We start from the raw sequence: 22963 nt of genomic DNA on the forward strand, positions 1-22963 counted from the left end.
CGGGCGTGGACGGCGAGAACGCGGAGGGCAGTGCCCGCCCGGACAGCAGCGCCCGCCCGGAGAGCAGCGCCCCGGCCGACGGCGGGAGCCTGTCGGACCTGCTCCGCGACCGGCAGAACCCGGCGCCGCAACCGCAGGGCTCGCTGACCGCCTTCGACGGCCGCCTCGTCCTCGACCTGGACACCCGGATCGCCACCGTGGACGGCCGCGCGGCGCAGCTCACCCGTGCCGACACCAAGCTGCTGCGCGGCCTGATCGCGCTGGGCGAGGGCGTGCACGAGTCGCGCGTGATCATGTGGGAGGTCTACAACGCACCGTTCCACCCCCAGGAGCTGAGGTACCCGATGGCCGTCCTGAGGGCGAAGCTCGGCGAGCCGTCCTGGATCGAGCGGACCGCGGACGGCTACGCCCTGCGGCCCCCGGCGCGTCCGTAGGTCAGGTCGCGGACGGCTGCCGGTTCCGGCTGTGACAGCTGTCATGCCCGATCCATGATCGTCCGAGCTGGCGCCGGACCCGGCCCGGTCGAGATGATGGCCGGGTGACCGGGCAGAACCGCCCGGGTCTTGTTCGACAACGGGGGTTCGGCGATGACGCCGCACGAGATCGGGTTGTACGCGAGCGCTGCCGTGGTGATCGGCGCGGGGCTGCGGACGTTGGTGCTGGCGGGATCCCCAGCGGGCTTGACGGGCGCATCCACGGGCGCATCCACGGGTGCGCCCACCGACGCGACCACGGCGCAGGCCGGCGGCCCGGGCGACGTGCTCGCCGTCGTCCGCGCCGCCCTCGCACGTCGTCCCTGGGTCACCGCCGCGCTGTTCGCCGTCATGGCGGTGATGGCCGTGGTCCAGTACGCGGTGCCGTCCGTGATCGACGATCTGATGCGGCAGCCGGATGCGCTGTCCGACGGGCAGTGGTGGCGGGCCGGCACCGCGCTGCTGGTGCAGTCCTCCGGCCTGATGCAGATCGCGATCAACCTGCCGGCCCTGCTCGTGATCGGCGCCGTCGCCGAGTCGGTGCTCGGCTGGTGGCGGACGGCGGCGGTCTTCCTCGTCAGCGGCGTCCTCGCCCACGTGGTGAGCCTGTCCGGCTGGTCGCCGCGCGGCGGCGGCGACTCGGTGGCCGTCTGCGGCCTGCTGGGGGCCCTCGCCGTCACCTGCCTGCTGCGCGGGGACCTCCGGGGCCCCGGGCTCAAGGCCAACTGGCCGGTGCTGCTCATCCCCGCGGCGGGACTGTTCCTGTGCGCGATGCGGAACAACCACGGCGCCGGCCTGGTGGCGGGCTGTCTGCTCGGCCTGGTCCTCGCTGTCGGCGCGAGGACCCGACTCCCGCAGCCCGCCGCCGTGTGACAGCCGTTCCCGAGGCCGAGGCCGAGGCCGGGGCCGGGGCCGGCTGGGCTGACGCCTCCGCCGGTCGCGGCGCCCCGGGTCGCATACTGACGGCATGACTGACCGTATGACGGGCGGAGACGCCGGCCGGGGCACGGGCCGGCGCGGAGTGCTGCGGGCGGGCGCGGCGGCGGCGGTGCTGGGTGTGGCGGGGTGTACGAGCGGGGGCAAGCCGCAGTCGGCGGGGCCGAGTTCGAGCACGATGACGCCGGGAACACCGACCGTGACACCCACGCCCACCCCGACGCCCACGCAGCTGCCCCAGCCGCCGCTCTGGCAGCCCGGCCCGTCCGAGATCCAGCCGGACGTGAAGCGCCGGGCCGTCGAGCTGGTGGCGGCGCTCGGTGCCTGGCCGCCCGGCGGGCAGGGGGTGGAGGCGGCCCGGGCCAGGGTGGCGGCGCTGGGTTTGCCGCCCGCGCTGGCCGACCAGGCGGGGCCGCTGGCGCCGGCGGCGTCGGAGGCGAGCCTGGAGGTGATCGTCGCCCAGTACGGCGGGATCCTCGCCGATTCGGCGAGTGTGCTGGTGGTGTGCCGTCAGTGGACCCGGGGCCCGGACGGTTCGGTGGTCGGGGGCGGCACGACGGTGGACGTGCGGCTGAGCCGGGCCGCGCCGCGCTGGACGGTGACCGAGCTGCATCCGGGGGTGGCGGGCCCGGCGGCCGACGCATTGCCGTCGGCGATGGCCCGGGTGCTGGCCGAGCCGAGGATCGAGCTGCCGCCGGAGGCGGCGGCGGACCTGCGCAGCGGCACCGTCCACGACAGCGTGATGGAGGTGATGCTGCGGATGGCCGGCCCGTACACGCTGTCGGTGAGCGTGGTGCGGACCGGCCATCCGTCGGACGTCTTCGGGACGACCCGGCCCAGCGACCATCCGCTGGGCCGGGCCTTCGACGTCTGGCGGATCGACGGCATGGCCGTGGTGGACCCGGCCACGCCCCGGCAGCTGATCGAGTCCTTCATGCGGGACGCGGCCGCCGCCGGTTCGTACAACGTGGGCGGCCCGGTGGCGATCCCGGGTGCCGGCAATCGGTTCTTCACCGACGACACCCACCACGACCACTGCCACGTGGGGTTCAACCACTAGGCCTGACAAGCTAGTTGACGTTGACGCCGCTCCACGCCGCCGCGACGGCCTTGTACTCGGTGCTGGTCGCGCCGTAGAGGTCCTTGGCCGCGCTGAGCGAGGCGGCGCGGGCGCCCTTGTAGTTGGTGGTGGAGGTCATGTAGACGGTCAGTGCGCGGTACCAGATCTTGGCGACCTTCTGGTTGCCGATGCCGGTCACCGTGGAGCCGTTGCAGGTGGGGCTGTTGTAGGTGTAGCCGTTGATGGTCTTGCTGCCGCTGCCCTCGCTGGCCAGGTAGAACCAGTGGTTGCCGACGCCCGAGGAGTTGTGCACGTCGAGCTTGCCGACCGAGCTGCTCCAGCAGTCGGCCGAGCGGCCGTCCAGCGAGGGCTTGTCGAAGCGGCGCAGCCACGGCGGGGTGGACTGGTCGCTGAACAGGTAGTCGGGGGTGTCGACCTTGTTGTTGGCGTACCACTCCACCATCGTGCCGAAGATGTCGCTGGTGGACTCGTTGAGGCCGCCGGACTCGCCGCTGTAGCGCAGGTTGGCGGTGGCGCTGGTGACGCCGTGGGTCATCTCGTGGCCCATGGTGTCGAGGTCGACCTGCTCGGGGTCGTGGCTGCCGTCGCCGTCGCCGGTCATCATGCAGAAGCAGGTGTCGGACCACTGGGCGTTGTCCCAGTTGGTGCCGACGTGGACGAAGACGGTGGCGCCCTTGCCGTCGTTCTTGATGCCGTTCCGGCCGAAGGTGTTCTTGTAGTAGTCGTACGTCCAGGCGGTGTTGGCGTGGGCGTCGACGGCCGCGGTGGAGCGGTCGGTGGAGAACTTCTTCCCGTCGCCCCAGATGTTGGTGGCGCTGGTGAACGCGGTGCCCGAGGAGGCCTTGATCGAGCTCGCGGCGAGGTTGTGGGCGTCCTTGGTGACGGTGCCGCGGACCGGGTCGGTCAGGGTGTAGCCCCCGCTGACCGGGGTGGTGTCGATGGTGACCGTGCCGGTGTACTCGGAGTTGCCGGTGCCGGAGGCCTGGTGCTCGGCGTCGTAGGCCTCGATCTGCTCGCCGGTGGTGGCGTCGGTGACGACGACCCGGCCGGCCGGCTGGCCGTGCTCGCCGGTGCCCTCGACGGTGGTGCGCCAGGCGAGGCGGGGCGTGCCGTCGGCGGCCCAGACGACCAGCTCGGGGGTGCTGACGGCGTCCTGGACGCCGGGGGCGGCGGAGAGCGCGTCGGCGGCGCCGGACTGGGCGGGCACCTTGGGGACGGTCGACTTCACGGCGGCGTCGTGGGCGGCCGCGCGGGAGGTGTCCTTGAGCTTGCCCTTGGCGTCCTGGTGGACGACCAGGTCGCCGCCGACCACGGGCAGGCCCTGGTAGGTGCGGTCGAAGCGGACGTGCGAGGTGCCGTCGGCGTCGAGCACGACGTCCTTGAGCACGAGGTCCTGGTCGGCGCCGAAGCCGAACACCGAGGCGTTGTGGGCCACGTTGACGCGGGCCTGGGATATCGCGGCCTCGCGCGGGTTGGGCGCGGCGGAGGCCGTGGCGGCGGGGATGGTCGCGCCGGCGAGGGCGGCGACGATCGCGACGGCTCCGGCCACGCGGGCACGGCGGAAGGAGGACGTGGGGGTCACTCTGACTCCAGTGGGGGTTAGCTGCAGGGAAAGGAGCTGGGTCAGAGATTGACGGCGATCAGTCAGGTCCAGCTAGGGGAAAGGTCATAACTTTGCCAAGTTGTGTCCTTGGACAGTCAAAAGTGATCAGGAATTAACAAGTCCTCCATGGTGCGGTCGTGACGATCGACTACCTGTGGCGCGGCCCGTGAAAGCCCTAGGCTCTGCGTCCATGGACGGATGGGTGGGGGCCTGGACCGGTGGGCGGGCGGCGGTCCACGTGGGCGACGTCGCGGACTTCAACGCGCAGTTCTTCGCCCCCGGCATGGACGCGGCGCAGCGCCTGCGCCGGCTGCGGCAGGCGCACCACTACGCCTGCCTGGCCGTCTGCTACAGCCCCGAACCGGCGCTGCTGGTACTGCCCGCCGAGGTCGCCCCGGAGTGGACCGACTGGCTGGCCCGGGAGTTGGCCTGGGGCCCGGTCGAGGTGCACAGTGGCGTCGCGCCGGACCGCACGGTCGCCGAGGCGCTCGCCGCCCGCCCCGCCCTGGCCGCGCGGATCGCCGACTCCGGCCGCCCGGTGGTGCGTTGGGGCCGGACCGCCGCGCAGGGCGAAGGGCCCGAGCTGGCCGCCGTCCGACGCTACGAGTCCAAGGCCGCCGCGCACGACCTGTTCGCCGCCCTCGCCCCCGGGCACCCCGGGATCCGCCTGCCGGACCAGGAGCGCTCGGCGGGCCGGCGCCGGGCCGCCCGGCGGCTGACCGTCCGCGCCGTCCGGGGTCTGACCACCGTCCTGAAGAGCCCGTACGGCGTCGGCGGCTACGGCACCGTCGTGGTCGAGCCCGCCGACCTGTTCGCCGCGGGCGGCGGCGGGGCGCTGCTGCGGCGGCTGGTCCGGGCCGAGATCCTGCCGCCCGAGGGCGAGTTGCTGCTGGAGGAGTACGTGGATCCGGGCCCGGCCGCCCGGCTGCGCGACCTCACCTACGACGCGCTGGTCGGCCCGGACGGCACCGTCCACCCGGTCGGCACGGGCGTCATGGACGTGGCCGGCACCCAGTATCAGGGCGTGACCGTCGGCCCCGGCACGGTGCCGCGCGACGCCGCCGGGACGGCCCGCCGGTTCGCCCTGGCGGTGGGGGAGCGGCTGGCCGCCGAGGGCTACCGAGGCTGGTACGACGTCGACTTCGTCACCGACCGGCAGCGCCGGCTCGCCCCCACCGAGATCAACCTGCGGCTCACCGGCCCGGCCGCCGCCTTCGTGCTGCGCGCCCGCCTCGACGGGGTGCGCGGCCCGGGCCACCTGGTCCGCACCCTCGACGGGATGCCGCTCGGCGCCCGGCTGGCCCCGGCGGCGCTGCACGACCACCTGGAGCGGCTGCGGCCCCGCTGCGCCCGGCTCGGCGTGACGCTGCTACCGCTGATCCCGACGGCCTGCCACGAGCCGGAGCCCGTCGTCGGCCTCGCCCTCGCCGGGCGGGACGCCGAGGCGCTGGACGCGGCCGAGGCACTGGTCGCCGCCGCGAACGACGGGCTGGCCGGGATGTTCGAGGCACTTCTCTGATGCTTCGTCAGCTCTTGGTGGCAGTACGTGGTTTGGTCAGTAGGAAGGTCACCACGACGGCCGCCGCCAGCATCAGCGGGACGTTGAAGACGAAGATCATCGTGGTCTCGCGCGGCCAGTCCGTGGCGGCGGTGAGCCGGTAGAGGTTGTCCTGCGGCCACCAGGAGGCGAGCAGCCAGAACACCGACAGGTGGGTGAGCACGGACAGCCGCACCGAGCGGCCCTGTCGCACCACCGCCGGGAGGCCGAGGAACAGGAAGGCCATCCCGGCGCCGAAGGACAGGTTCTCGCACAGGTAGAGCAGCTCGAACCCGAGGTGGTAGTCGGAGGGCACCGCCGAGAGGTCCGTGGAGCCCGGGTAGAAGATGTTGGTGGTGACCCAGGCGAAGAGCGCCCCGAACACCGTCAGCGCCACGGCGGAGCAGCCCGAGTCGCTCCCCGAGCCGCCCCCGCCCCCGGCCTTGCCACCGCCCTTCCGGGAGCCGGTCGGGCGGGACCCGGCCTTCCGCGACCCGGCCGGGTGGGCCCCCGCCGTGTGGGACCCGGTCCAGCGGGACCCGGCCGGGCCCGAGCGGGCGGCGGTGTACGCCGGCACGGCCGGCAGCGGCAGGGCGGCGCGGTCCAACTTGCCCGCCCGGGTGCGCGGCAGCTCGGACAGCGGGACGACGGCGGCGGGCGCCGACCGGCCGTCGAGTTCCCTGCGCAGGTACTGCGAGAGCGACCAGCCGTCCCCGCCGTCCACTCCCGGCGCGGTCACCGCGTAGCCGACCAGCAGCCGCTGCCCCGGCGCGGGCTCCACCTCGACGACGGTCGCCTCCCGGACCGCCGGGTGCCCGCGCAGCGCCGCCTCGGCCCGGGCCGCCGCCCGGACCCGCTCCAGCACCGTGGTCGCCCGCTGCGCGCCGAGCGGCCCGACCACGGTCGCGGCCCGGGCGGTGAACTCCAGCACGCCGTCCGCCCGCAGCACCCCGAGGTCGCCGGTCAGCAGCACCCGCCCGTCCGGGTCGAAGTCCGCCCGCACGAAGCGGCGGACGGTGTCCACAGGGCGGTTGAGGTAGCCGCGGGTCAGGCCGCTGCCGGCGACGGCGATCTCGCCGAGCCGCCCCTGCGGCACCGGGGTGCCGTCCGGGCCCAGCACGTACACCCGGGTGCCGGGGAAGGGGCGGCCGACCAGCGAGACCCGCTCGGCGCCGTCGGCGGCGGCCGTGCCCTGCGCGTCGAAGTACGTGCTGTCCACGGTGGCCTCGGCCAGCCCGTAGACGTTCAGCACCCTGGTCCCCTGGCCGAGCAGGCGCTGCAGGCCCAACTGCTCGTCCAGGTACCACTTCTCGGCGCCCACGGTGAGCAGCCGAACCCCGGGCAGCGCGCCCTCGGCCGGGGTGCCGCCGGTCCCGGTGCCGCCGGTCCGGGCGCCGCCGCGCTGCGTCAGCAGGGCGGCCAGCCGGCGCGCGGTGCGGACGTTCAGCTCCAGTACGGTGATCCGCTCGGCGGCCACCAGCTCGGGCAGCAGGACGAGGTCGGCGGTGCGGTCCAGGGTGAGGTTGTACGGGGCGACGACCAGGGTGGCGCCGGTGCAGAGCGCGCGGACCCAGTCGGCGGTGAAGACGTCGAACTCCAGGCTCGCCGTCTGCAGGATCCGGTCCTCGGCGGTCAGCCCGTACACCGTGCGCCAACCCTCGTGGGCGGCCAGCAGGTTGCGGTGCTCGACCGGCGTCCCCAGGGGCAGGCCGGTGGAGCCGGAGGTGTAGAAGACGCAGGCGAGGTCCTCCGGCGCGACCAGGGGCGGCGCGAACGGCGCCTTCGGGCGCGCCGCCGAGTCCACGCAGACCAGTTGCGCGCCGCCCGCGTCCGCCAGCCGGACCCGGTGCGCCTCCTCCGTCACCACCAGGTCCGGCGCGGCGTCGGTGAGGACGTGCCGCAGCAGTGCGTCGGGCGCGCTCGGCTCCAGCGGCACGTACGCGGCGCCGGCCTTCAGCACGGCCAGCAGCGCCACGTACACCTCGGTGCCCCGGCCCAGCGCGACCGCCGCCCGGCCGCCCGGAGCCAGTCCGCGCTCGGCCAGCAGGGCGGCCAGCCGGTCCGCCCGCTCGTCGAGCTGCCCGTACGTCAGTTCGCGCTCGCCGCAGCGCACGGCCACCGCGGCCGGCGCCCGGCGGGCCTGCTCCTCGACCAGCCCGTGCAGGGTGTCGGCCCGCCCGGTATCCACGCCCATCCCGCGTCCCCCTCGTCCCCGCGTCCCGCGTCCCCGCGTCCCTGGTCCCCGCGTGCCTTCGAGACGTCCCCTCGAAGGCACGATCCTCCTCCCAACTCCCTTCGGGCAACAGAGTTCTGGCACGTCCACCCGTCGGACGGACCGACCCCGCCCCGGCCGACAGTTGTACTCTGCACGCGGACGGACGGCGCCGGACCGTCCGGTGCGGCGCCCCGCCCGCACCCTGCCCGGCGCCGCGATCGGAGTCCCCCCACCGTGAGTTCCCCCACCCCTTCGTTCGACGGCCCGCTGCTGCGCACCCGGGACGTGGACGTCGTGCGCGACGGCCGCCACCTGCTGCGCGGGATCAGCCTGGAGATCCGCCCCGGCGAGCACTGGGCGCTGCTCGGCCCCAACGGGGCGGGCAAGTCCACCCTGCTCGCCCTGCTCGGCGCGGTCTCCCACCCCACCCGCGGCGAGGTCGACGTGCTCGGCCGCCGGCTCGGCCGGGTCGACATCCGCGAGCTGCGCGCCCACCTCGGGCACGTCAACCCGCGCCACCCGCTGCGCTCGCCGCTGACCGTCCGCGAGGTGGTCCTGACCGGGCACACCAACACCATCGAGCCCGAGCCGCACCGCAAGCCGGCTCCGGATGTGCTCGAGCGGGCCGAGCGGCTGATCGAGACGCTCGGCATGCGCGCGATGGCCGAGGCCCCGTGGACCACCCTCTCCCAGGGCGAGCGCGGCCGGGCCCTGATCGCCCGCGCCCTGATGCCCAGCCCCCGCCTGCTGCTACTCGACGAACCCGCCACCGGGCTGGACCTCACCGCCCGCGAACTGCTGCTCGACAGCCTGGACCTGCTGCGCCACCAGCACCCGGACCTGGCCAGCGTGCTGGTCACCCACCACCTGGAGGAGCTGCCGGAGAGCACCACCCACGCCCTGCTGCTGCGCGGGGGCGAGTGCGTGGCCGCCGGGCCGGTGGACGAGGTGATGACGACCGAGCTGATCAGCACGACCTTCGGCCACCCGATCCGGATCAGCCGCCACGAGGGCCGCTGGACCGCCCGGGCCGCCGCGCGCCGCACACCGGGAAGGTAACGGTTCAGGGGGGTGGGTGTAGACGTTCGGACATCCTTACGTAAGGTATGCCTTAGCTAACGACGGGGCCCGCCCCGCCGACCACCGCACTGCCTTGGCACTCCCATGCCCTTTTCCGTTGGAGCCCGCATGTCCGCCCGTCGCCGTTCCACCGCAGCAGCGTTGCTCTCCCTCGCCGTGGCGACCGCAACCCTGGCCGGCTGTTCGTCCAAGAGCGACGACAAGGCGGGCTCCTCCGACGCGGTCAAGGTGAACGCGAGCGACAGCGCCTGCGAGGTCTCCAAGACCACCTTCCCGGCCGGCCACGTCGTCCTGGACATCAGCAACAAGGGTTCCAAGACCACCGAGGTCTACGTCTACGGCGACGGCGACAAGATCATCACCGAGCGCGAGAACATCGGCCCGGGCACCAAGGCCAGCATCAACGCCGAGATCAAGGCCGGCTCGTACGAGGTCGCCTGCAAGCCCGGAATGGTCGGCGACGGCATCCGCCAGAAGATCACCGTGACCGGTGACAGCGGCAGCGCCGCGCCCGCCGACCCGCGCCTGGCCGCCGCCGTCGACGCCTACCGCACGTACGCCCAGGAGCAGGCCGACGCCACCATCCCGGCCGTCGAGGCCTTCGCCGCCGCCATCAAGGCCGGCGACCCGGAGAAGGCCAAGTCGCTGTACGCGGCCTCGCGCACCGGCTGGGAGCGCACCGAGCCGGTCGCCGAGAGCTTCGGCGACGTCGACCCCAAGACCGACACCCGCGAGGACAAGGTCGAGGCCGGCCAGCAGTGGACCGGCTGGCACAAGCTGGAGAAGTCGCTCTGGGCCGACGCCAAGATCGGCGACGACGAGAAGAAGCTGGCCGACCAGCTCGTCAACGACCTCAAGGACTGGCAGAAGAAGATCCCCGCGGCCGAGATCACCGCGACCAGCATGGCCAACGGCGCCAAGGAACTGCTGGACGAGGTCGCCACCAACAAGATCACCGGCGAGGAGGACCGCTACAGCCACACCGACCTGGCCGACTTCCAGGCCAACGTCGAGGGCGCGCAGAAGGCCTACGAGCTGCTGAAGCCGGTCGCCTCCGAGAAGGACCCGGAGCTGGCCAAGACCCTGGACTCCGAGTTCGCCGCCATCAACGCCCTGCTCGCCAAGTACAAGCAGGCCGACGGCACCTTCACCTCCTACGACAAGGTCACCGAGGCCGAGCGCAAGACCTTCTCCGACGCGGTCAACTCGCTGGGCGAGCCGCTGTCGAAGCTGGCCGCCGCCGTGGTCGTCAAGTAACCGGCGACCCGCCACCGGAAGCACCCACCTCACCGACGCCGTGGCGGCCCGACCGGCCGCCGCGGCATCCGTGAGTCCGCGCACAGCAGTTCAACGCACAGCAGTTCAACGCACAGCAGTTCAGCACCCCACAGCAGTTCAGCACCGCACAGCACGCCGAGCAGATCAGTACCGAGAAGGGCCCGCCCGCCGATGGACGCCGAGAACGAGCAGCAGAACGGGACGCCGGCCACCACCGACGCCACCACCGACGCCACCGCGACCAAGGGCGCGGTCAGCCGGCGCGCCGTCATCGGCTGGGCCGGCGCGGGCGTCGCGCTCGGTGCCGCCGCCGTCGGCTCGGTCGCCGCGGCCACCCGTCAGGACGACCCCGCCCCGGTGGCCGCCGCCCCGGCCGGCGCCGAGGTGCCGTTCTACGGCGAGCACCAGTCCGGCATCGCCACCCCGGTCCAGGACCGGCTGCACTTCGCCGCCTTCGACATCTCCGAGAAGGCCACCCGGGAGTCCCTGGTCAAGCTGCTCAAGGAGTGGACCAAGGCCGCCGCCGCCATGACCGGCGGCCGCGAGGTCGGCACCGGCGCCGCCACCGGCCTGCCCGAGGCGCCCCCGGACGACACCGGCGAGGCCCTCGGCCTGCCCGCCTCCCGGCTCACCCTCACCATCGGCTTCGGCCCGAGCCTGTTCGAGAAGGACGGTGTGGACCGCTTCGGCCTGCAGGCCAAGCGCCCCGAGGGCCTGATCGACCTGCCGAACTTCAAGGGCGACAAGCTCGACCCCACCCGCAGCGGCGGCGACATCTGCGTCCAGGCCTGCGCCGACGACCCGCAGGTCGCCGTGCACGCGATCCGCAACCTGGCCCGCATCGGCATGGGCACCGTCAACATCCGCTGGTCCCAGCTCGGCTTCGGCAAGACCTCCTCCACCACCCCGGACGCGCAGACCCCGCGCAACCTGATGGGCTTCAAGGACGGCACCCACAACATCGCGGGCACCGACACCGCGAAGCTCGCCGACCACGTCTGGGCCGCCCCCGGCGACGGCCCCGAGTGGATGACCGGCGGCTCCTACCTGGTCGCCCGGCGGATCCGGATGCACATCGAGACCTGGGACCGCACCTCGCTCAAGGAGCAGGAGGACGTCTTCGGCCGCACCAAGGGTGAGGGCGCCCCGTACGGCAAGGCCAAGGAGCACGACGCACCCGACCTCAAGGCGATGCCCGCCGACTCCCACGTCGCGCTCGCCCACCCGGACGCCAACAACGGCCTGATGATCCTGCGCCGCGGCTTCTCCTTCACCGACGGCACCGACGGCCTCGGGCGCCTGGACGCCGGTCTGTTCTTCCTCGCCTACCAGCGCGACACTCGCAAGGCCTTCGTGCCGCTGCAGACCCGCCTGGCGGCGAGCGACAAGCTCAACGAGTACATCCAGCACGTCGGCTCCGCCCACTTCGCCTGCCCGGCGGGCGTGCGCAAGCCGGGGGAGTGGTGGGGCCAGGCCCTGTTCGGCTGACACCCCGACCGCGTTCCCCAGTACCACCTCGACACCCCAGGAGCCCGCGTGTTCGGCAACTACCTGATCGGCCTGCGCGAAGGCCTCGAAGCCAGCCTCGTCGTCTGCATCCTGATCGCCTACCTGGTCAAGACCGACCGCCGGGACAAGCTGCCCCCGGTCTGGCTCGGCGTCTCCGCCGCCGTGGTGCTCTCGATGGCCTTCGGCGCGGTGCTGCAGTTCGGCTCCTCGCAGCTCACCTTCGAGGCCCAGGAGGCGCTCGGCGGCTCGCTGTCGATCATCTCGGTCGGCCTGGTGACCTGGATGGTGTTCTGGATGCGGCGCACCGCGCGGCACCTGAAGACCGAGCTGCACGGCAAGCTGGACGCGGCGATCGCGATGGGCACCACGGCCCTGGTCGTCACCTCCTTCCTGGCCGTCGGCCGTGAGGGCCTGGAGACCGCGCTGTTCATCTGGTCGGCCGTGCAGGCCACCGGCGACGGCTGGAACCCGCTGATCGGCGCCGCGCTCGGCCTGCTCACCTCGGTGGTGCTCGGCTGGCTGTTCTACCGCGGCGCGCTGAAGATCAACCTGGCCAGGTTCTTCACCTGGACCGGCGCGATGCTGGTCGTGGTCGCGGCCGGCGTCCTCGCGTACGGCGTGCACGACCTGCAGGAGGCCGGCTGGCTGCCCGGCCTGCACAGCACGGCCTTCGACATCTCCAGCACCATCCCCAAGGACAGCTGGTACGGCACCCTGCTGAAGGGCGTGTTCAACTTCCAGCCCGACCCGACGGTGCTGCAGCTGGTCGTCTGGCTCCTCTACCTGATCCCGACGCTGGCCGTCTTCTTCAACGTCCTCGGCGGCAGCAGCGGCAGCAAGAGCAAGCCCGCCAAGCCCGCCGCCGCCAAGCCGGCCGCCTGACCAGGCAGGTCGCGCCCCACCCCACCACACCTCACCGCCCCGCCCGGCACCCGCCGGGCGGGGCGGTTTCGTCATGAGTCCGTCACAGCCGGAACCGGTTCGGTCGTGGGCGGCGTGCTGGGGGTGGAAGTGCCGATCGCGTACCCGTGGGGGGAACATGACCGTTCGTAGGCCTGCCAGGCTCGCGGCCGCCGGTGTGACGGCGCTCGCCGCCGCCGTGCTGCTGACCGCGTGCAACGACGACGCCGGGACGGGGGCGCAGCCGGCGCCGACGGTGACCGTCACCGCGACGACGCCCGCCGCGCCGACGAGCGCCGGCAAGGTGACCGTCCCCGGGGCGACACCGACCGGGCCGATGGTGACCCAGTCGGCCGGCGCGCGGTGCAAGGCCGACGAACTCGAAGCCACCGTCCAGCTCCAGGACGCCGGTTCGGCGATGCTGATCCTCACCAACAAGGGCAGCCGGAGCTGCACCCTGTTCGGCTACCCGGGATACGGCGGACTGCGGCCCGACAACAGCGCGGACACGATCGCGGTCAAGCGGGAGGCGCACCCCGGACCGCCGACCGCGGCCACCCTGAAGCCGAAGACGAGCGCCTTCGCGGGCCTCAAGTGGAACTCCTGCGACAAGGCCGACCCGAGCTGCCACGTGGTCGCCGGTCTGCAGCTCACCCCGCCGGACGAGACCAAGCCGCTGACCACCGAGGTGATCGGCCTGGACGGCAAGCCGGTCGTCCAACTGCTGGTCTCCGCGGCCGGGCTCACCACCGGCTCGCTGCAACCCTCCAACCAGGGCGTGGTGTTCGCCGGGCCGTGACGCGATCACGTGACGACGCGATGACGCGATGAGGCGACCAGGTGATGACGTGATGACGTGACGACGCGAAGGAGCCCCCCGGGGCGGTCCGTTCGGACCGCCCCGGGGGGCTCCTGTCGGTGCGCCGCCCGGGCTATTCGCTCTTGATGGCGTCCAGGATGTCCAGCTTCGCGGCCTTGTGGGCCGGCCAGAGCGCGGCCAGCAGGCCGACCACGGCGGCCGCCAGCAGGAAGCAGAGGATCTGCACCGGCGGGACCTCGGTGGTCAGGCCCTTGAAGGTGTCCGCGAGGGTGCGCAGGCCCGCCCAGGCGACCACGATGCCGAGGGCGACGCCGACCAGTCCGCCGAACAGGGCGATCAGCAGCGACTCCAGCCGGACCATCCGGCGGATGCCGAGCCGGTCCAGGCCGATCGCCCGCAGCATGCCGATCTCCCGGCGGCGCTCGAACACGGACATCGCCATGGTGTTGACCACACCGAGCACCGCGATGACCACGGACATCCCGAGCAGCCCGTACATCATGTTCAGGATGTCGGTGACGATCTGGCGGTTCTCCGCCTTGATGTCCTTCTCGCCCTTGACGGCGATCAGCGGGTTGCCGCCGGTGGCGTCGCGCAGCGCCTGCTTCAGCTTCTCGGTCGGGCCGTCGGTGCCCTTGACCAGAACCTTGTTCGGACCGGTGCCGGGCGCGGCGTGCGGCCCGACCACGGCGTCGGGGGCGACGATCCCGGCCAGGGCGCTGTTGGGCTCCTGCACGGCGCCGACGGTCAGCGAGGCCTTGGTGCCGTCCGGGTAGGTGACGGCGAGGGTGTCGCCGACCTTGTAGCGGCTGTTCCCGGAGGAACCGGCGCTCACCAGCAGCTTGCCCTGCTTGAGGGCGTCCGCGTCGCCCTCCTTGACCTTGACGGTCGCCAGCTGGTCGATGCCGGCAGCGTCCACGCTCGTCAGCCACTCGGTGTCGGCGCCGTCCGCGGTCCCGGGGACGGCGGTACCGGCCGCTCCGGTCGCGCCGATCGTCACCGGGACGGTGCGGTCCACGCTCATCGCGCTGACGCCGGGCACCTTGGCGATCTGGGTGGCGACCTCGGGGGAGAGCATCGAGTAGTTCTGCATGGTGACCGTGAAGTCGGCCTTGAGGTCGCTCGCGGTCGCCCTGTCGACGGCCTTGTTCACCGAGGCGCCGACCACGGTCAGCGCGGTGATCAGGGTGACGCCGATGGTCAGCGCCGAGGCGGTGGCGGCGGTGCGGCGCGGGTTGCGGATCGCGTTCTCCTTGGCCAGCCGGCCCGGGGTGCCGTACAGCCCGCGCAGCAGCGGGGCGAACAGTGCGATCAGCGGCCGGGACAGCAGCGGGGTCAGCACGAACACGCCGATCAGCAGCGCGCCCGCGCCGGCGCCGACCAGCTTGACCTCCTTGCTCGCCGCACCCGCCGCCAGGCCGGCCGCGCCGGCCAGGGCGAGGACCAGGCCGATGGTGTTGCGGACCACCAGGCTCTTCTGGGTGGCGGGCTGCTCGGCCGAGCTCATCGCCGCCACCGGCGCGATCCGGGAGGCGCGGCGGGCCGGCAGCCACGCGGCGAGCAGGGTGACCAGGACACCGACCGCGATCGCGGCGATGACCGTGCCCGGGGCGATCACCAGCGGACCGTCCGGCAGGTTGGCCTCCAGCGGGCCGTTCAGCAGCGCCCGGAGTCCGGCGGCGATCCCGATGCCGACGGCCAGACCGGCCACCGAGGAGGTCAGGCCGACCAGGCCCGCCTCGATCTTGACGGAGCGGGTGATCTGCTTGCGGCTGGCGCCGATGGCGCGGAGCAGGGCCAGTTCCTTGGTGCGCTGGGCGACCAGCATGGTGAAGGTGTTGGCGATGATGAAGATGCCGACGAAGAGCGCGATGCCCGCGAAGACCAGCAGGGCGGTGCTCATGCCCTTGGTGCCCTGTTGGATCATCCGGTCCTGCTCGTCGGCCAGTTCGCGGCCGGTCCTGGCCTCGATGGTGTCGCCGTGCGGGACGGCCTGCTTGACGGCGGTGAGCAGCGCGGAGTCGTCGGTGCCCGGCTTGGCCTTGACGTCCAGCTCGCCGAAGCGGCCCGGGGTCAGGTAGAGCTGCTGGGCGGTGGCGCTGTCGAAGGCGGCCAGCGAGCCGCCGGCCGTCACGCGCGGGTCGTTGGTGCGCAGGGTGCCGGTGAGCTTGAGTTCCATCACCGGGCCGTTGACGGCCACCCGCACCGTGTCGCCGACCTTGTAGGAGCCCTTCTCGGCGGTCTTGGCGTCGAGCGCGATCTCGGTGGCGTTCTTCGGGCCGCGTCCCTCGACCAGCGGGTAGCGCGGGTCGGTGCCGTCGGCGCCCGGCACGTAGTTGGTGCCGGTGGTGGAGAAGCCGTTGCCGATCAGCGCGCCCTTCTTGTCGGCGATGCCGGCGAAGCCGCTGATCACGCCGCGGGCCTCGGCCACGCCGGGCAGCGCGGCGACGGCCTTGCGGGTGTCCTCGGTGAGGGTGGGGCCGGTGCCGGCCTTGCCGCCGTGGTCGTAGCCGCGGCCGACCGCCTCCCGGTCGCTGACCGTGACGGCGATGTCGGTGTAGCTCTTGGAGTTCTGGGACCTGAGCGCGCTGCCGAGCGTGTCGGTGAAGACGAGCGTGCCGGCCACGAAGGCGGTGCCGAGCATGACGGCGAGTGTCGTCATCAGCAGTCGGCCCTTGTGGGCCAGCACATTGCGCAATGCGGTGCGGAACATGAGGGGTTGTCAGTCCTGGGATGCTCGTTGGGACGGGTGGCTTCGGGGCTTCGGGTTGTCGCGGTGTCAGCTGGTGTGGCCCCTAGCTGGTGCGGCCCTTGGCGTCGAAGCGGCGCATGCGGTCCAGGACGGTGTCGGCGGTGGGGGTGTGGAGTTCGTCGACGATGCGGCCGTCGGCGAGGAAGACGACGCGGTCGGCGTAGGAGGCGGCGACGGGGTCGTGGGTGACCATGACGACGGTCTGGCCGAGTTCGCGGACGGAGTTGCGCAGGAAGGTGAGGATCTCGGCGCCGGAGCGGGAGTCGAGGTTGCCGGTGGGTTCGTCGGCGAAGATGATGTCGGGCTTGCCGGCGAGGGCGCGGGCGCAGGCGACGCGTTGCTGCTGGCCGCCGGAGAGCTGGGAGGGGCGGTGGCTGAGGCGGCCGGAGAGGCCGACGGTGTCGACGACGCGGTCGAGCCAGGGCTTGTCGACCTTGCGGCCGGCGATGTCCATGGGGAGGGTGATGTTCTCCAGGGCGGTCAGCGTCGGGAGGAGGTTGAAGGCCTGGAAGATGAAGCCGATGTGGTCGCGGCGCAGCTGGGTGAGCTGCTTGTCCTTGAGGCCCACGAGTTCGGTGTCGCCGATGGTGGAGGAGCCGGAGCTGACGGTGTCGAGGCCTGCCATGCAGTGCATGAGGGTGGACTTGCCGGAGCCGGAGGGGCCCATGATGGCGGTGAACTCGCCCTGGGGGAAGGTCACGCTGACGTCGTCGAGGGCGACGACGCGGGTCTCCCCCTCCCCGTAGACCTTGTTCAGGCCGGTGGCGCGGGCGGCCGCCAGGCCGGTACGGACGGCGGTTGCGGGGAACGTCACGTGGACTCACTCCTGGGGACGGAAAAGCGGAAAATCTGACTCGTATCCATCCTCCCAAGGTGTTCTTCTGCGATGTGTATGCCGACGGGACGGTCGGCCCCCGCCGACCCGGCGGGGTGGCGGGGGAACTCTCCTCCTCAGGTATGACGTGATCCCTGAGGGGTGCCACCTTCCCCTATTCGACCGCCACGCCGAAGGCCGTCGCCAACCCGGCCAGACCGTTCGTCACCGACCGGCCCGACGGGTTGAACTCCCAGCCGCCGCCCGCCCGTCGGAAGGCGCCCAGCAGCATCGCGCTGTCCGGCACCCCACCGGTGGTGCCCGCCCAGTCGGCCGGACCGGCGGCGCCCGGCCCGTACGCGGCGGCGACGGCCAGCCCGTGCACGTACCCGAGCGGCAGGGCCGGGGGCTCCTCCTCCTCGGTGGAGACGGCGACCACCACCTCGTCGACCGCGGCCGGCAGCCGGTGCAGGTCCAGGGTCAGCCGGGCCGCCCGGGTCGGCTCGCCCGGCACCGAACGGGTGGGGTGCAGACGGACGGCGCCGTCCGGATCCTGCGGACTGTTGAAGAACACGAAGTGCTCGTCGCTCAGCACCCGGCCGCCGGCACACAGGAAGACGGTGACGTCCAGCTCCACCGCGTCCCCGGCGGCCGTCCGGCTCTGCCAGCTCACCGTGAGCGCGCTCTCCCGCCCGGCCGGCTCGGCCTCCGCCGGCTTGACGCCCGCAGCGCCCGCGGCGGCCGAGGTGCCCCCGCCGAGCCGGCCGCGCAGGCCCTGCTCGGCCAGCAGCTCGACCAGCTCCGGGCCGCTCACCAGGGTCAGCGGCTTGCCCTCGATGTAGCTGTACGAGCCGCGGCCGAAGCCCGCCGTGGTGACCAGGATGCCCTTGATCGCGCCGTGGTGGCGGACCGTGGACTCCAGGTCGCGCACGGCCGTCGGCGGGACGGTCTTCTTGTAGCGCTTCGCCTGGATCACGATCTTGCCGCCGGTCACCGGGTCCAGGTCCTCGGCGACCACGTCCACCCCGACGTCGCCGCTGCGGGCCGTGGTCATCACCCGGAAACCGCGCAGCCGGAACAGCTCGGCGATCAGGTCCTCGAAGTCCAGCGGATCCATCGCGAACAGGTCCGGCTCGTCCTCGCCGCCGTGCCCGGCCAGGATCCCGCCGACGGTCTCCGGCCGCCGGTCCGGCCGCACCTCGTCCAGCCGCTCCGGGCGCGCCGACAGCCGGCCGCCCAGAGCCTGGAAGCACTCCACCGCGTCCACCCGGTCCAGCGCCAGCCCGGCGAACCCGGCCCGGGTCGCGGTCAGCGTCGACACGAAACGCTCGGCCTCCCGGCCGGTCGCCGGGTCGATGCCGAGGACGAAACCGTTCAGCACCACCGAGTCCAGCAGCCCGTCCCGGTCCGCCCGGAACACCTCCGCCACCACCCGCAGCGCCGACTGCGCCAGGACCTGCCGGTACAGCGCCTTGCGCTCCGTCGCCGGGCGGGCCACCTCGGCCTCGCGGTCGTCCGACTTCACGTACCGCACCCGGGCGGCCGCCGGCACCACGTCCGAGCCCGGCAGCTCCCAGTTCACCACCAGCTGCCGGCCCGCCCCGTCGAAGGCCGCCACCAGCCGGTGCGGGAAGCCCTCCGGCCAGGCCGCCGAGGCGTACAGGCCCGCCGTGAAGTACTCCTGCACCGCCTCCGGCTCACCCGCCCGCAGCCGCCGCAGCAACTCCTCGGTCCGCGCGCCCCGCTCCTCCTCCTGGCGGCGGAACTGCTCCGCCCAGGCCAGGTACTCCCCGTGGAACGCCCTCAGCCGGCGCTGCCGGTCCGCCTCCCGCGCCTGCGCCGCGTACCAGTCCTGCTCGAACCGGGCCCGGGCCTGGGCGAGGTACTGCTCGTACTGGCGCCGCACCCCCGGATTGCGCGCCTGCACCGGATCCGGCGGCGGCACGAAATAGGCGGCGGACGCCTGGTCCGGCAGCTCCACCGGCTCACCCAGCGGCCCCGGATCGAACGGCGGCACCGCGCTCGGCGCCAGCAGCGCCTGCGGACCGAACGCCGGCGCGGCCAGCCCGGAAGCCAGCAACCCCTTCAACTCCTCGACCCGGGCGTCCAGTTCGACCGTCCGCCGGGCGACCTCCGCCTCCCGCGACTGCTGGTACGCGCGCTGCGCCTCCCGCTCGTCCCGGGCGGCCGCCCGCTGCGCCTCGCGCTGCTCCCGCTCCCGCCGACGCTCCTCCGCCGCCTCGGCGCGCCACCGGGCCTCCTCCCGGCGCTGCTGCTGCCGCTGCGCCTCCGCCCAGATCGCCAGCACACCGCTGCTCCGCCGCCCCGACACCGTCCACCCCATTCGCCTCGCACCGACCCTCGGGCCCGGCCGCGTGACGTCGCCTCCCGGCCACGGCGCCGACCGCGCCCGCCACAATAGAACGTGGACACCCCACCCGGCCAAGCCCCCGCGACCTGCGAGGCTCCCCGCCGACGCCCGGCCCCGTGCGCGCCGGGCCCTGACGCCTCATCGGCCCCCGGGCCGCCGCCCCGCCGCCGTCGGGCGTGAGCCCGGCGGTCCTGCCGGTGCGCCGGGCCGCCTCACTCCGCCGGGGCGGCGTACCAGCGCCACTCGGTGCGCTGCGGGCGGCCCGGGAAGGAGGTGCGGCCGGTGGCCCAGAGGAGGGCGGGCCAGGGGGCGTCGGTGATCGAGACGTCGGGGAAGAGCCGGGCGAGGGTGCGTTCGCAGAGGTCGGCGGGCGGGGTCCAGGGGAGTCCGAGGCCCTGGGCGACGTCGTGGAGGTGGACCAGGGTCTCGACCAGGCTCATGGCCACGAAGCCGGTCGGATCGGCGAGCCCCCACGGGTGGTGGGCGCGGGCCTGCGGCGGGGCGACGCGGGCGACGGCGACCATCAACCCGCCACTGGCCGCCAGGACTTCGAGCAGCCCGTCCACCCCGCTGTCCGGTTCGGCGCGGACGAAGTTGTGCGGGCCGCCCGGCGTGCGGCGGGTCGCCACGAAGGGGACGTACCGGTCGCGCGGCGGCCGTGCCGGGCCGAGCTGCGCGGCGTACGCGAGGAGGTCGTCGGCGAGGTGCTCGACGGTCTCCCAGCAGCTCCAGCCGAGCGTGCCGGCCGGGCGCGACCAGTCGGCGTCGGCCGGCGCGCCGCGCAGGGCGTCGACGGCGAGCCGGAGGGCGAGGGCGAGGTCGTCCGGAGTGGGGGATTCGATCACGCCCCGACGCTAGCAACGCCTCGGGCCGGCGGCCAGGGATTCACATCCCCGTGTGCGGGGAGCGAAATCACCGTTGTCGGTGGCGGCAGGTAGCCTCACCTGGTCGAGCACCAACAGGGAGGGACGCCCGTGACGATCCCCGCACCGCAGCACCCGGAGCGCCCCGGTGGCTGGGTCTCCACCGGCCTGAGCTGGAAGGACGGCCGCGCCGTGCTCGGCGCCGTGCGCGGCGCCCAGGTGCACGAGCGTGCGGTGGCGCCGGGTGCGGAGGTCGGCTGGCTGCTCGGCGGCCCGCGGCGCTGCACCGGGGCCTGGCTGGTCGGGGCGACGGAGCGCACGCCCTGCCCGCACCACTCGGTGATCGATCCGGACGGCGGCGCGACGCAGTGCCCGGCCTGCCAGAGCGTGGACCGCGGCCTCGCCCTGGCGCGGGACCAGATCCTCGACGACGGCCGCACCTACCTGCTCTACCTCGCCTGGTTCGGCGAGGGCCTGCTGAAGGTCGGCCTGACCGCCGAGCAGCGCGGCGACAGCCGGCTGCTCGAACAGGGCGCGCTGGCCTACGCGTTCACCGCCCGCGGCGGCCTGCCCGCGGTGCGCCGCGCCGAACTCACCGTCGCCGCCTCGGGCCTGGCCCGCGAGCGGTACAAGTCCCGGCTGAAGGCCGACCACTGGTGGTCGCACGGCGACGCCGCGCACCGCCGTACGGTGCTCACCGAGGCCCGCGCCCAGGCGCACCGGCTGCTGGACGGCCACGCCGTGGAGCTGCTCGCCGACCCTCCGGTGGTGGACCACGTGGAGCGCTACGGCCTGGCCGGCGGCGCCCCGGAGGCCTACCGGGAGATCGCCGGACTGGCCGACGGCGCGGTGGTCACGGGCCGGCTCCGGCCGCCGATCGGCAAACACCTGTTCCTCGACCAGGCGGACGGCTCCGGCCCGCTGCTGCTGGACACCCGCCGCCTCACCGGCTGGACGCTCACGCCCGTCTCCGGCCGCCCGTCCGAGGGCCTGGCCCTGCGGGAGCGGGTCCGCCCGCCGGAGCCGGACACCCAGGAGGCGCTGTTCTGAGTCGGGCGGACCGCTCCTGACCAGCCTGGTTGCGTAGGGAAACGCGTCCAGGTCGACGCCGGGTTCATCGGACCGATCGGCCTTCCCGCCCGAACCACGCCCCGGGCCCCAGGCTGACCAGGGCCAGGTCCGTCTTCCCTTCGCGGGAAGGCCGATCCGACGCGCCCGTTGAGCCTGCCTAAACAAGCGTTCCGCCATCCTGCCTTGTTGATGTTGCTCCTGGACAGCAGGGTGGTCATGCACGCAGGTCCCGCTCGTCCGGTCGTTCCCTTCGGCTGCCGAGCCGGTGGCAACCTGCGCTCCGAGGCCGTCCCGGGCGCCCCGCCGTACGTGCCGGCCGAGGACGACGGCCGCTGGCGCAGCGCCGCCGCCCAGAACACCAGGGTCATCGATCCCGAGACCCTGCCCGCAGACTGAGTCCTGTCCAGGGGGAGTACAACCATGACAATCGCCGCATCCGCACCGCCCGTCACCGCCGAGCCCGTCCCGCTCAGGCGGTGGCTCGCCGTCGTGTCCGTCGCGGTCGGCACGTTCGTGCTGGTGACCGTCGAGTCGCTACCCGTGGGACTGCTCCCCTTCATCGGCGGGGCACTCGATGTCTCCCCGGGGACGGCGGGTCTGATGGTGACGGTCCCCGGCCTGGTCGCCTCCGCCACCGCACCGCTGCTCCCGGTGGCGATCGGGCGTCTGGACCGGCGGATCGTCCTGCTCTGGCTGATCGGCCTCATGGTGGCGGCCAACGGACTGTCGGCGCTGGCCCCCGACTTCGCTGTCCTGCTGGCCTCGCGTTTCCTCGTCGGCGTCAGCATCGGCGGCTTCTGGGCGCTGGCCACGGGCATCGCGGTACGCCTGGTGCCGGAGCGGTCCGTCCACCGGGCCGTCTCCGTGGTGTTCGGCGGAGCGACGGCCGCCAACGTCCTCGGGGTGCCCGCCGGGACACTGATCGGCGGGCTCGCCGACTGGCGGGTGGCGTTCGTGGCCGTGGGAGGGCTCGGCATGCTCGTCCTGGGCGCCCTGTTCCTGCTGTTGCCCCCGATGCCCGCCGAGCAGGCCGTTCGGCTGCGCACGTTGCCGGAGCAGTTCCGCAACCCCGTCGTGCGCGCGGGTGTCATCGCCACGTTCGTTCTGGTGAGCGGCCACTTCGCCGCCTTCACCTTCGTCAGCCCGATCCTGCAGCAGGTGTCCGGCATCGACGAGGCGATGGTCGCACCCCTCCTGCTCGGCTTCGGCGCCGCCGGTATCGTCGGCAACTTCCTGGCCGGCGCGGCCGCGGGGCGCAACGTCCGGGCGACCGTCATCACCATCGGCGCCCTGCTGACCCTGATCCTGGCGGCCTTCCCCCTCGCCGGCCGCACCCCCGGCGGCGGCGTGGTCCTGCTGATCGGCTGGGGCCTGGTCTTCGGCGGAGTTCCGGTCAGTGTCCAGACGTGGATCCTCAAGGCGGCGCCCGACTCGACCGAGGCGGCCACCGCCCTGAACACCTCCGTGTTCAACCTGGCCATCGCGCTCGGCGCGCTGTTCGGCGGGGCCGTCGCCAACCAGACGGCCATCAGCGGTGTCCTGGCGACCGGGGCGGCTCTCACCGCCCTCACCGCCACGGCGCTCTGGACCACACGAAAGAGCTGACCACACGGACACCGCGGACCCGGAAGGCCTCCATCACGGCAGGACCGGAAGGGCC

The 22963-nt window shown here is 73.5% G+C and carries 19 protein-coding genes; 12 read left to right on the top strand and 7 right to left on the bottom strand.

Annotated features, from left to right (window positions below):
- The first annotated feature begins 5 nt into the window (after window positions 1-5).
- A complete protein-coding gene (locus tag ACZ52J_RS15570; RefSeq protein ID WP_465619050.1) occupies window positions 6-434 on the top strand; it encodes a hypothetical protein in 429 nt (142 codons plus the stop codon).
- Window positions 435-475: 41 nt separating this feature from the next.
- On the opposite strand, the gene ACZ52J_RS15575 is transcribed toward ACZ52J_RS15570, so the two are convergent.
- Window positions 476-697 carry a hypothetical protein gene (locus ACZ52J_RS15575; protein WP_465619052.1) on the bottom strand — a complete coding sequence of 74 codons (222 nt, stop codon included), beginning with the start codon at window positions 695-697 and terminating at the stop codon, window positions 476-478.
- Here ACZ52J_RS15575 and ACZ52J_RS15580 point away from each other — a divergent pair.
- Complete coding sequence (locus ACZ52J_RS15580; protein WP_465619054.1) at window positions 681-1346, top strand: rhomboid family intramembrane serine protease; 666 nt, start codon at window positions 681-683, stop codon at window positions 1344-1346. The genes ACZ52J_RS15575 and ACZ52J_RS15580 overlap by 17 nt on opposite strands.
- A gap of 94 nt (window positions 1347-1440) precedes the next feature.
- The gene (locus ACZ52J_RS15585) at window positions 1441-2469 is read left to right on the top strand and encodes a hypothetical protein (protein ID WP_465619056.1); all 1029 of its coding nucleotides are present in this window, start codon (window positions 1441-1443) and stop codon (window positions 2467-2469) included.
- Between the two features lie 10 nt (window positions 2470-2479).
- Here ACZ52J_RS15585 and ACZ52J_RS15590 read toward each other — a convergent pair whose 3' ends face one another.
- A complete protein-coding gene (locus tag ACZ52J_RS15590) occupies window positions 2480-4072 on the bottom strand; it encodes a M4 family metallopeptidase (RefSeq protein WP_465619058.1) in 1593 nt (530 codons plus the stop codon).
- A gap of 211 nt (window positions 4073-4283) precedes the next feature.
- Between ACZ52J_RS15590 and ACZ52J_RS15595 the strand changes: the two genes are divergently transcribed.
- The gene (locus ACZ52J_RS15595; protein ID WP_465619060.1) at window positions 4284-5612 is read left to right on the top strand and encodes a hypothetical protein; all 1329 of its coding nucleotides are present in this window, start codon (window positions 4284-4286) and stop codon (window positions 5610-5612) included.
- Between the two features lie 7 nt (window positions 5613-5619).
- On the opposite strand, the gene ACZ52J_RS15600 is transcribed toward ACZ52J_RS15595, so the two are convergent.
- Window positions 5620-7824: an AMP-binding protein gene (locus ACZ52J_RS15600; protein ID WP_465619062.1), complete on the bottom strand. Its 2205-nt coding sequence runs from the start codon at window positions 7822-7824 to the stop codon at window positions 5620-5622.
- A 255-nt stretch (window positions 7825-8079) separates the two neighbouring features.
- Between ACZ52J_RS15600 and ACZ52J_RS15605 the strand changes: the two genes are divergently transcribed.
- The 5 genes from ACZ52J_RS15605 (at window position 8080) to ACZ52J_RS15625 (ending at window position 13411) form a co-directional block, all read left to right on the top strand.
- Complete coding sequence (locus tag ACZ52J_RS15605; RefSeq protein ID WP_465619064.1) at window positions 8080-8904, top strand: ABC transporter ATP-binding protein; 825 nt, start codon at window positions 8080-8082, stop codon at window positions 8902-8904.
- 129 nt (window positions 8905-9033) lie between these two features.
- A complete protein-coding gene (efeO, locus tag ACZ52J_RS15610; protein ID WP_465619066.1) occupies window positions 9034-10182 on the top strand; it encodes an iron uptake system protein EfeO in 1149 nt (382 codons plus the stop codon).
- A 192-nt stretch (window positions 10183-10374) separates the two neighbouring features.
- A complete protein-coding gene (gene efeB, locus ACZ52J_RS15615; protein ID WP_465619068.1) occupies window positions 10375-11691 on the top strand; it encodes an iron uptake transporter deferrochelatase/peroxidase subunit in 1317 nt (438 codons plus the stop codon).
- A gap of 48 nt (window positions 11692-11739) precedes the next feature.
- Window positions 11740-12594, top strand: a complete 855-nt coding sequence (gene efeU, locus ACZ52J_RS15620) for an iron uptake transporter permease EfeU (protein ID WP_465619070.1) — start codon at window positions 11740-11742, stop codon at window positions 12592-12594.
- Between the two features lie 157 nt (window positions 12595-12751).
- Window positions 12752-13411, top strand: a complete 660-nt coding sequence (locus ACZ52J_RS15625) for a DUF4232 domain-containing protein (RefSeq protein ID WP_465619072.1) — start codon at window positions 12752-12754, stop codon at window positions 13409-13411.
- A 133-nt stretch (window positions 13412-13544) separates the two neighbouring features.
- Here the strand turns inward: ACZ52J_RS15625 and ACZ52J_RS15630 are convergent, their stop codons facing one another.
- From ACZ52J_RS15630 to ACZ52J_RS15645, 4 genes are all read right to left on the bottom strand, one after another.
- Window positions 13545-16145 (bottom strand): ABC transporter permease, encoded by a 2601-nt coding sequence (locus ACZ52J_RS15630; protein ID WP_465619074.1) that lies wholly within the window; start codon window positions 16143-16145, stop codon window positions 13545-13547.
- A gap of 82 nt (window positions 16146-16227) precedes the next feature.
- Entirely contained in the window at window positions 16228-16998 is a 771-nt protein-coding gene (locus tag ACZ52J_RS15635; RefSeq protein ID WP_465619076.1) for an ABC transporter ATP-binding protein, read from the bottom strand.
- Window positions 16999-17173: 175 nt separating this feature from the next.
- Entirely contained in the window at window positions 17174-19306 is a 2133-nt protein-coding gene (locus ACZ52J_RS15640; protein ID WP_465619078.1) for a restriction endonuclease, read from the bottom strand.
- Window positions 19307-19581: 275 nt separating this feature from the next.
- Window positions 19582-20211, bottom strand: coding sequence for a maleylpyruvate isomerase N-terminal domain-containing protein (locus ACZ52J_RS15645; protein ID WP_465619238.1), 630 nt, complete (start codon window positions 20209-20211; stop codon window positions 19582-19584).
- A 132-nt stretch (window positions 20212-20343) separates the two neighbouring features.
- Here ACZ52J_RS15645 and ACZ52J_RS15650 point away from each other — a divergent pair, with 132 nt between their 5' ends.
- From ACZ52J_RS15650 to ACZ52J_RS15660, 3 genes are all read left to right on the top strand, one after another.
- Window positions 20344-21282 carry a DUF2797 domain-containing protein gene (locus ACZ52J_RS15650; protein WP_465619080.1) on the top strand — a complete coding sequence of 313 codons (939 nt, stop codon included), beginning with the start codon at window positions 20344-20346 and terminating at the stop codon, window positions 21280-21282.
- Between the two features lie 237 nt (window positions 21283-21519).
- Window positions 21520-21699 carry a hypothetical protein gene (locus ACZ52J_RS15655; protein ID WP_465619082.1) on the top strand — a complete coding sequence of 60 codons (180 nt, stop codon included), beginning with the start codon at window positions 21520-21522 and terminating at the stop codon, window positions 21697-21699.
- Window positions 21700-21723: 24 nt separating this feature from the next.
- The gene (locus ACZ52J_RS15660; RefSeq protein WP_465619084.1) at window positions 21724-22908 is read left to right on the top strand and encodes an MFS transporter; all 1185 of its coding nucleotides are present in this window, start codon (window positions 21724-21726) and stop codon (window positions 22906-22908) included.
- Window positions 22909-22963 lie beyond the last annotated feature (55 nt).

Source organism: Kitasatospora sp. NPDC034035 (assembly GCF_055575755.1).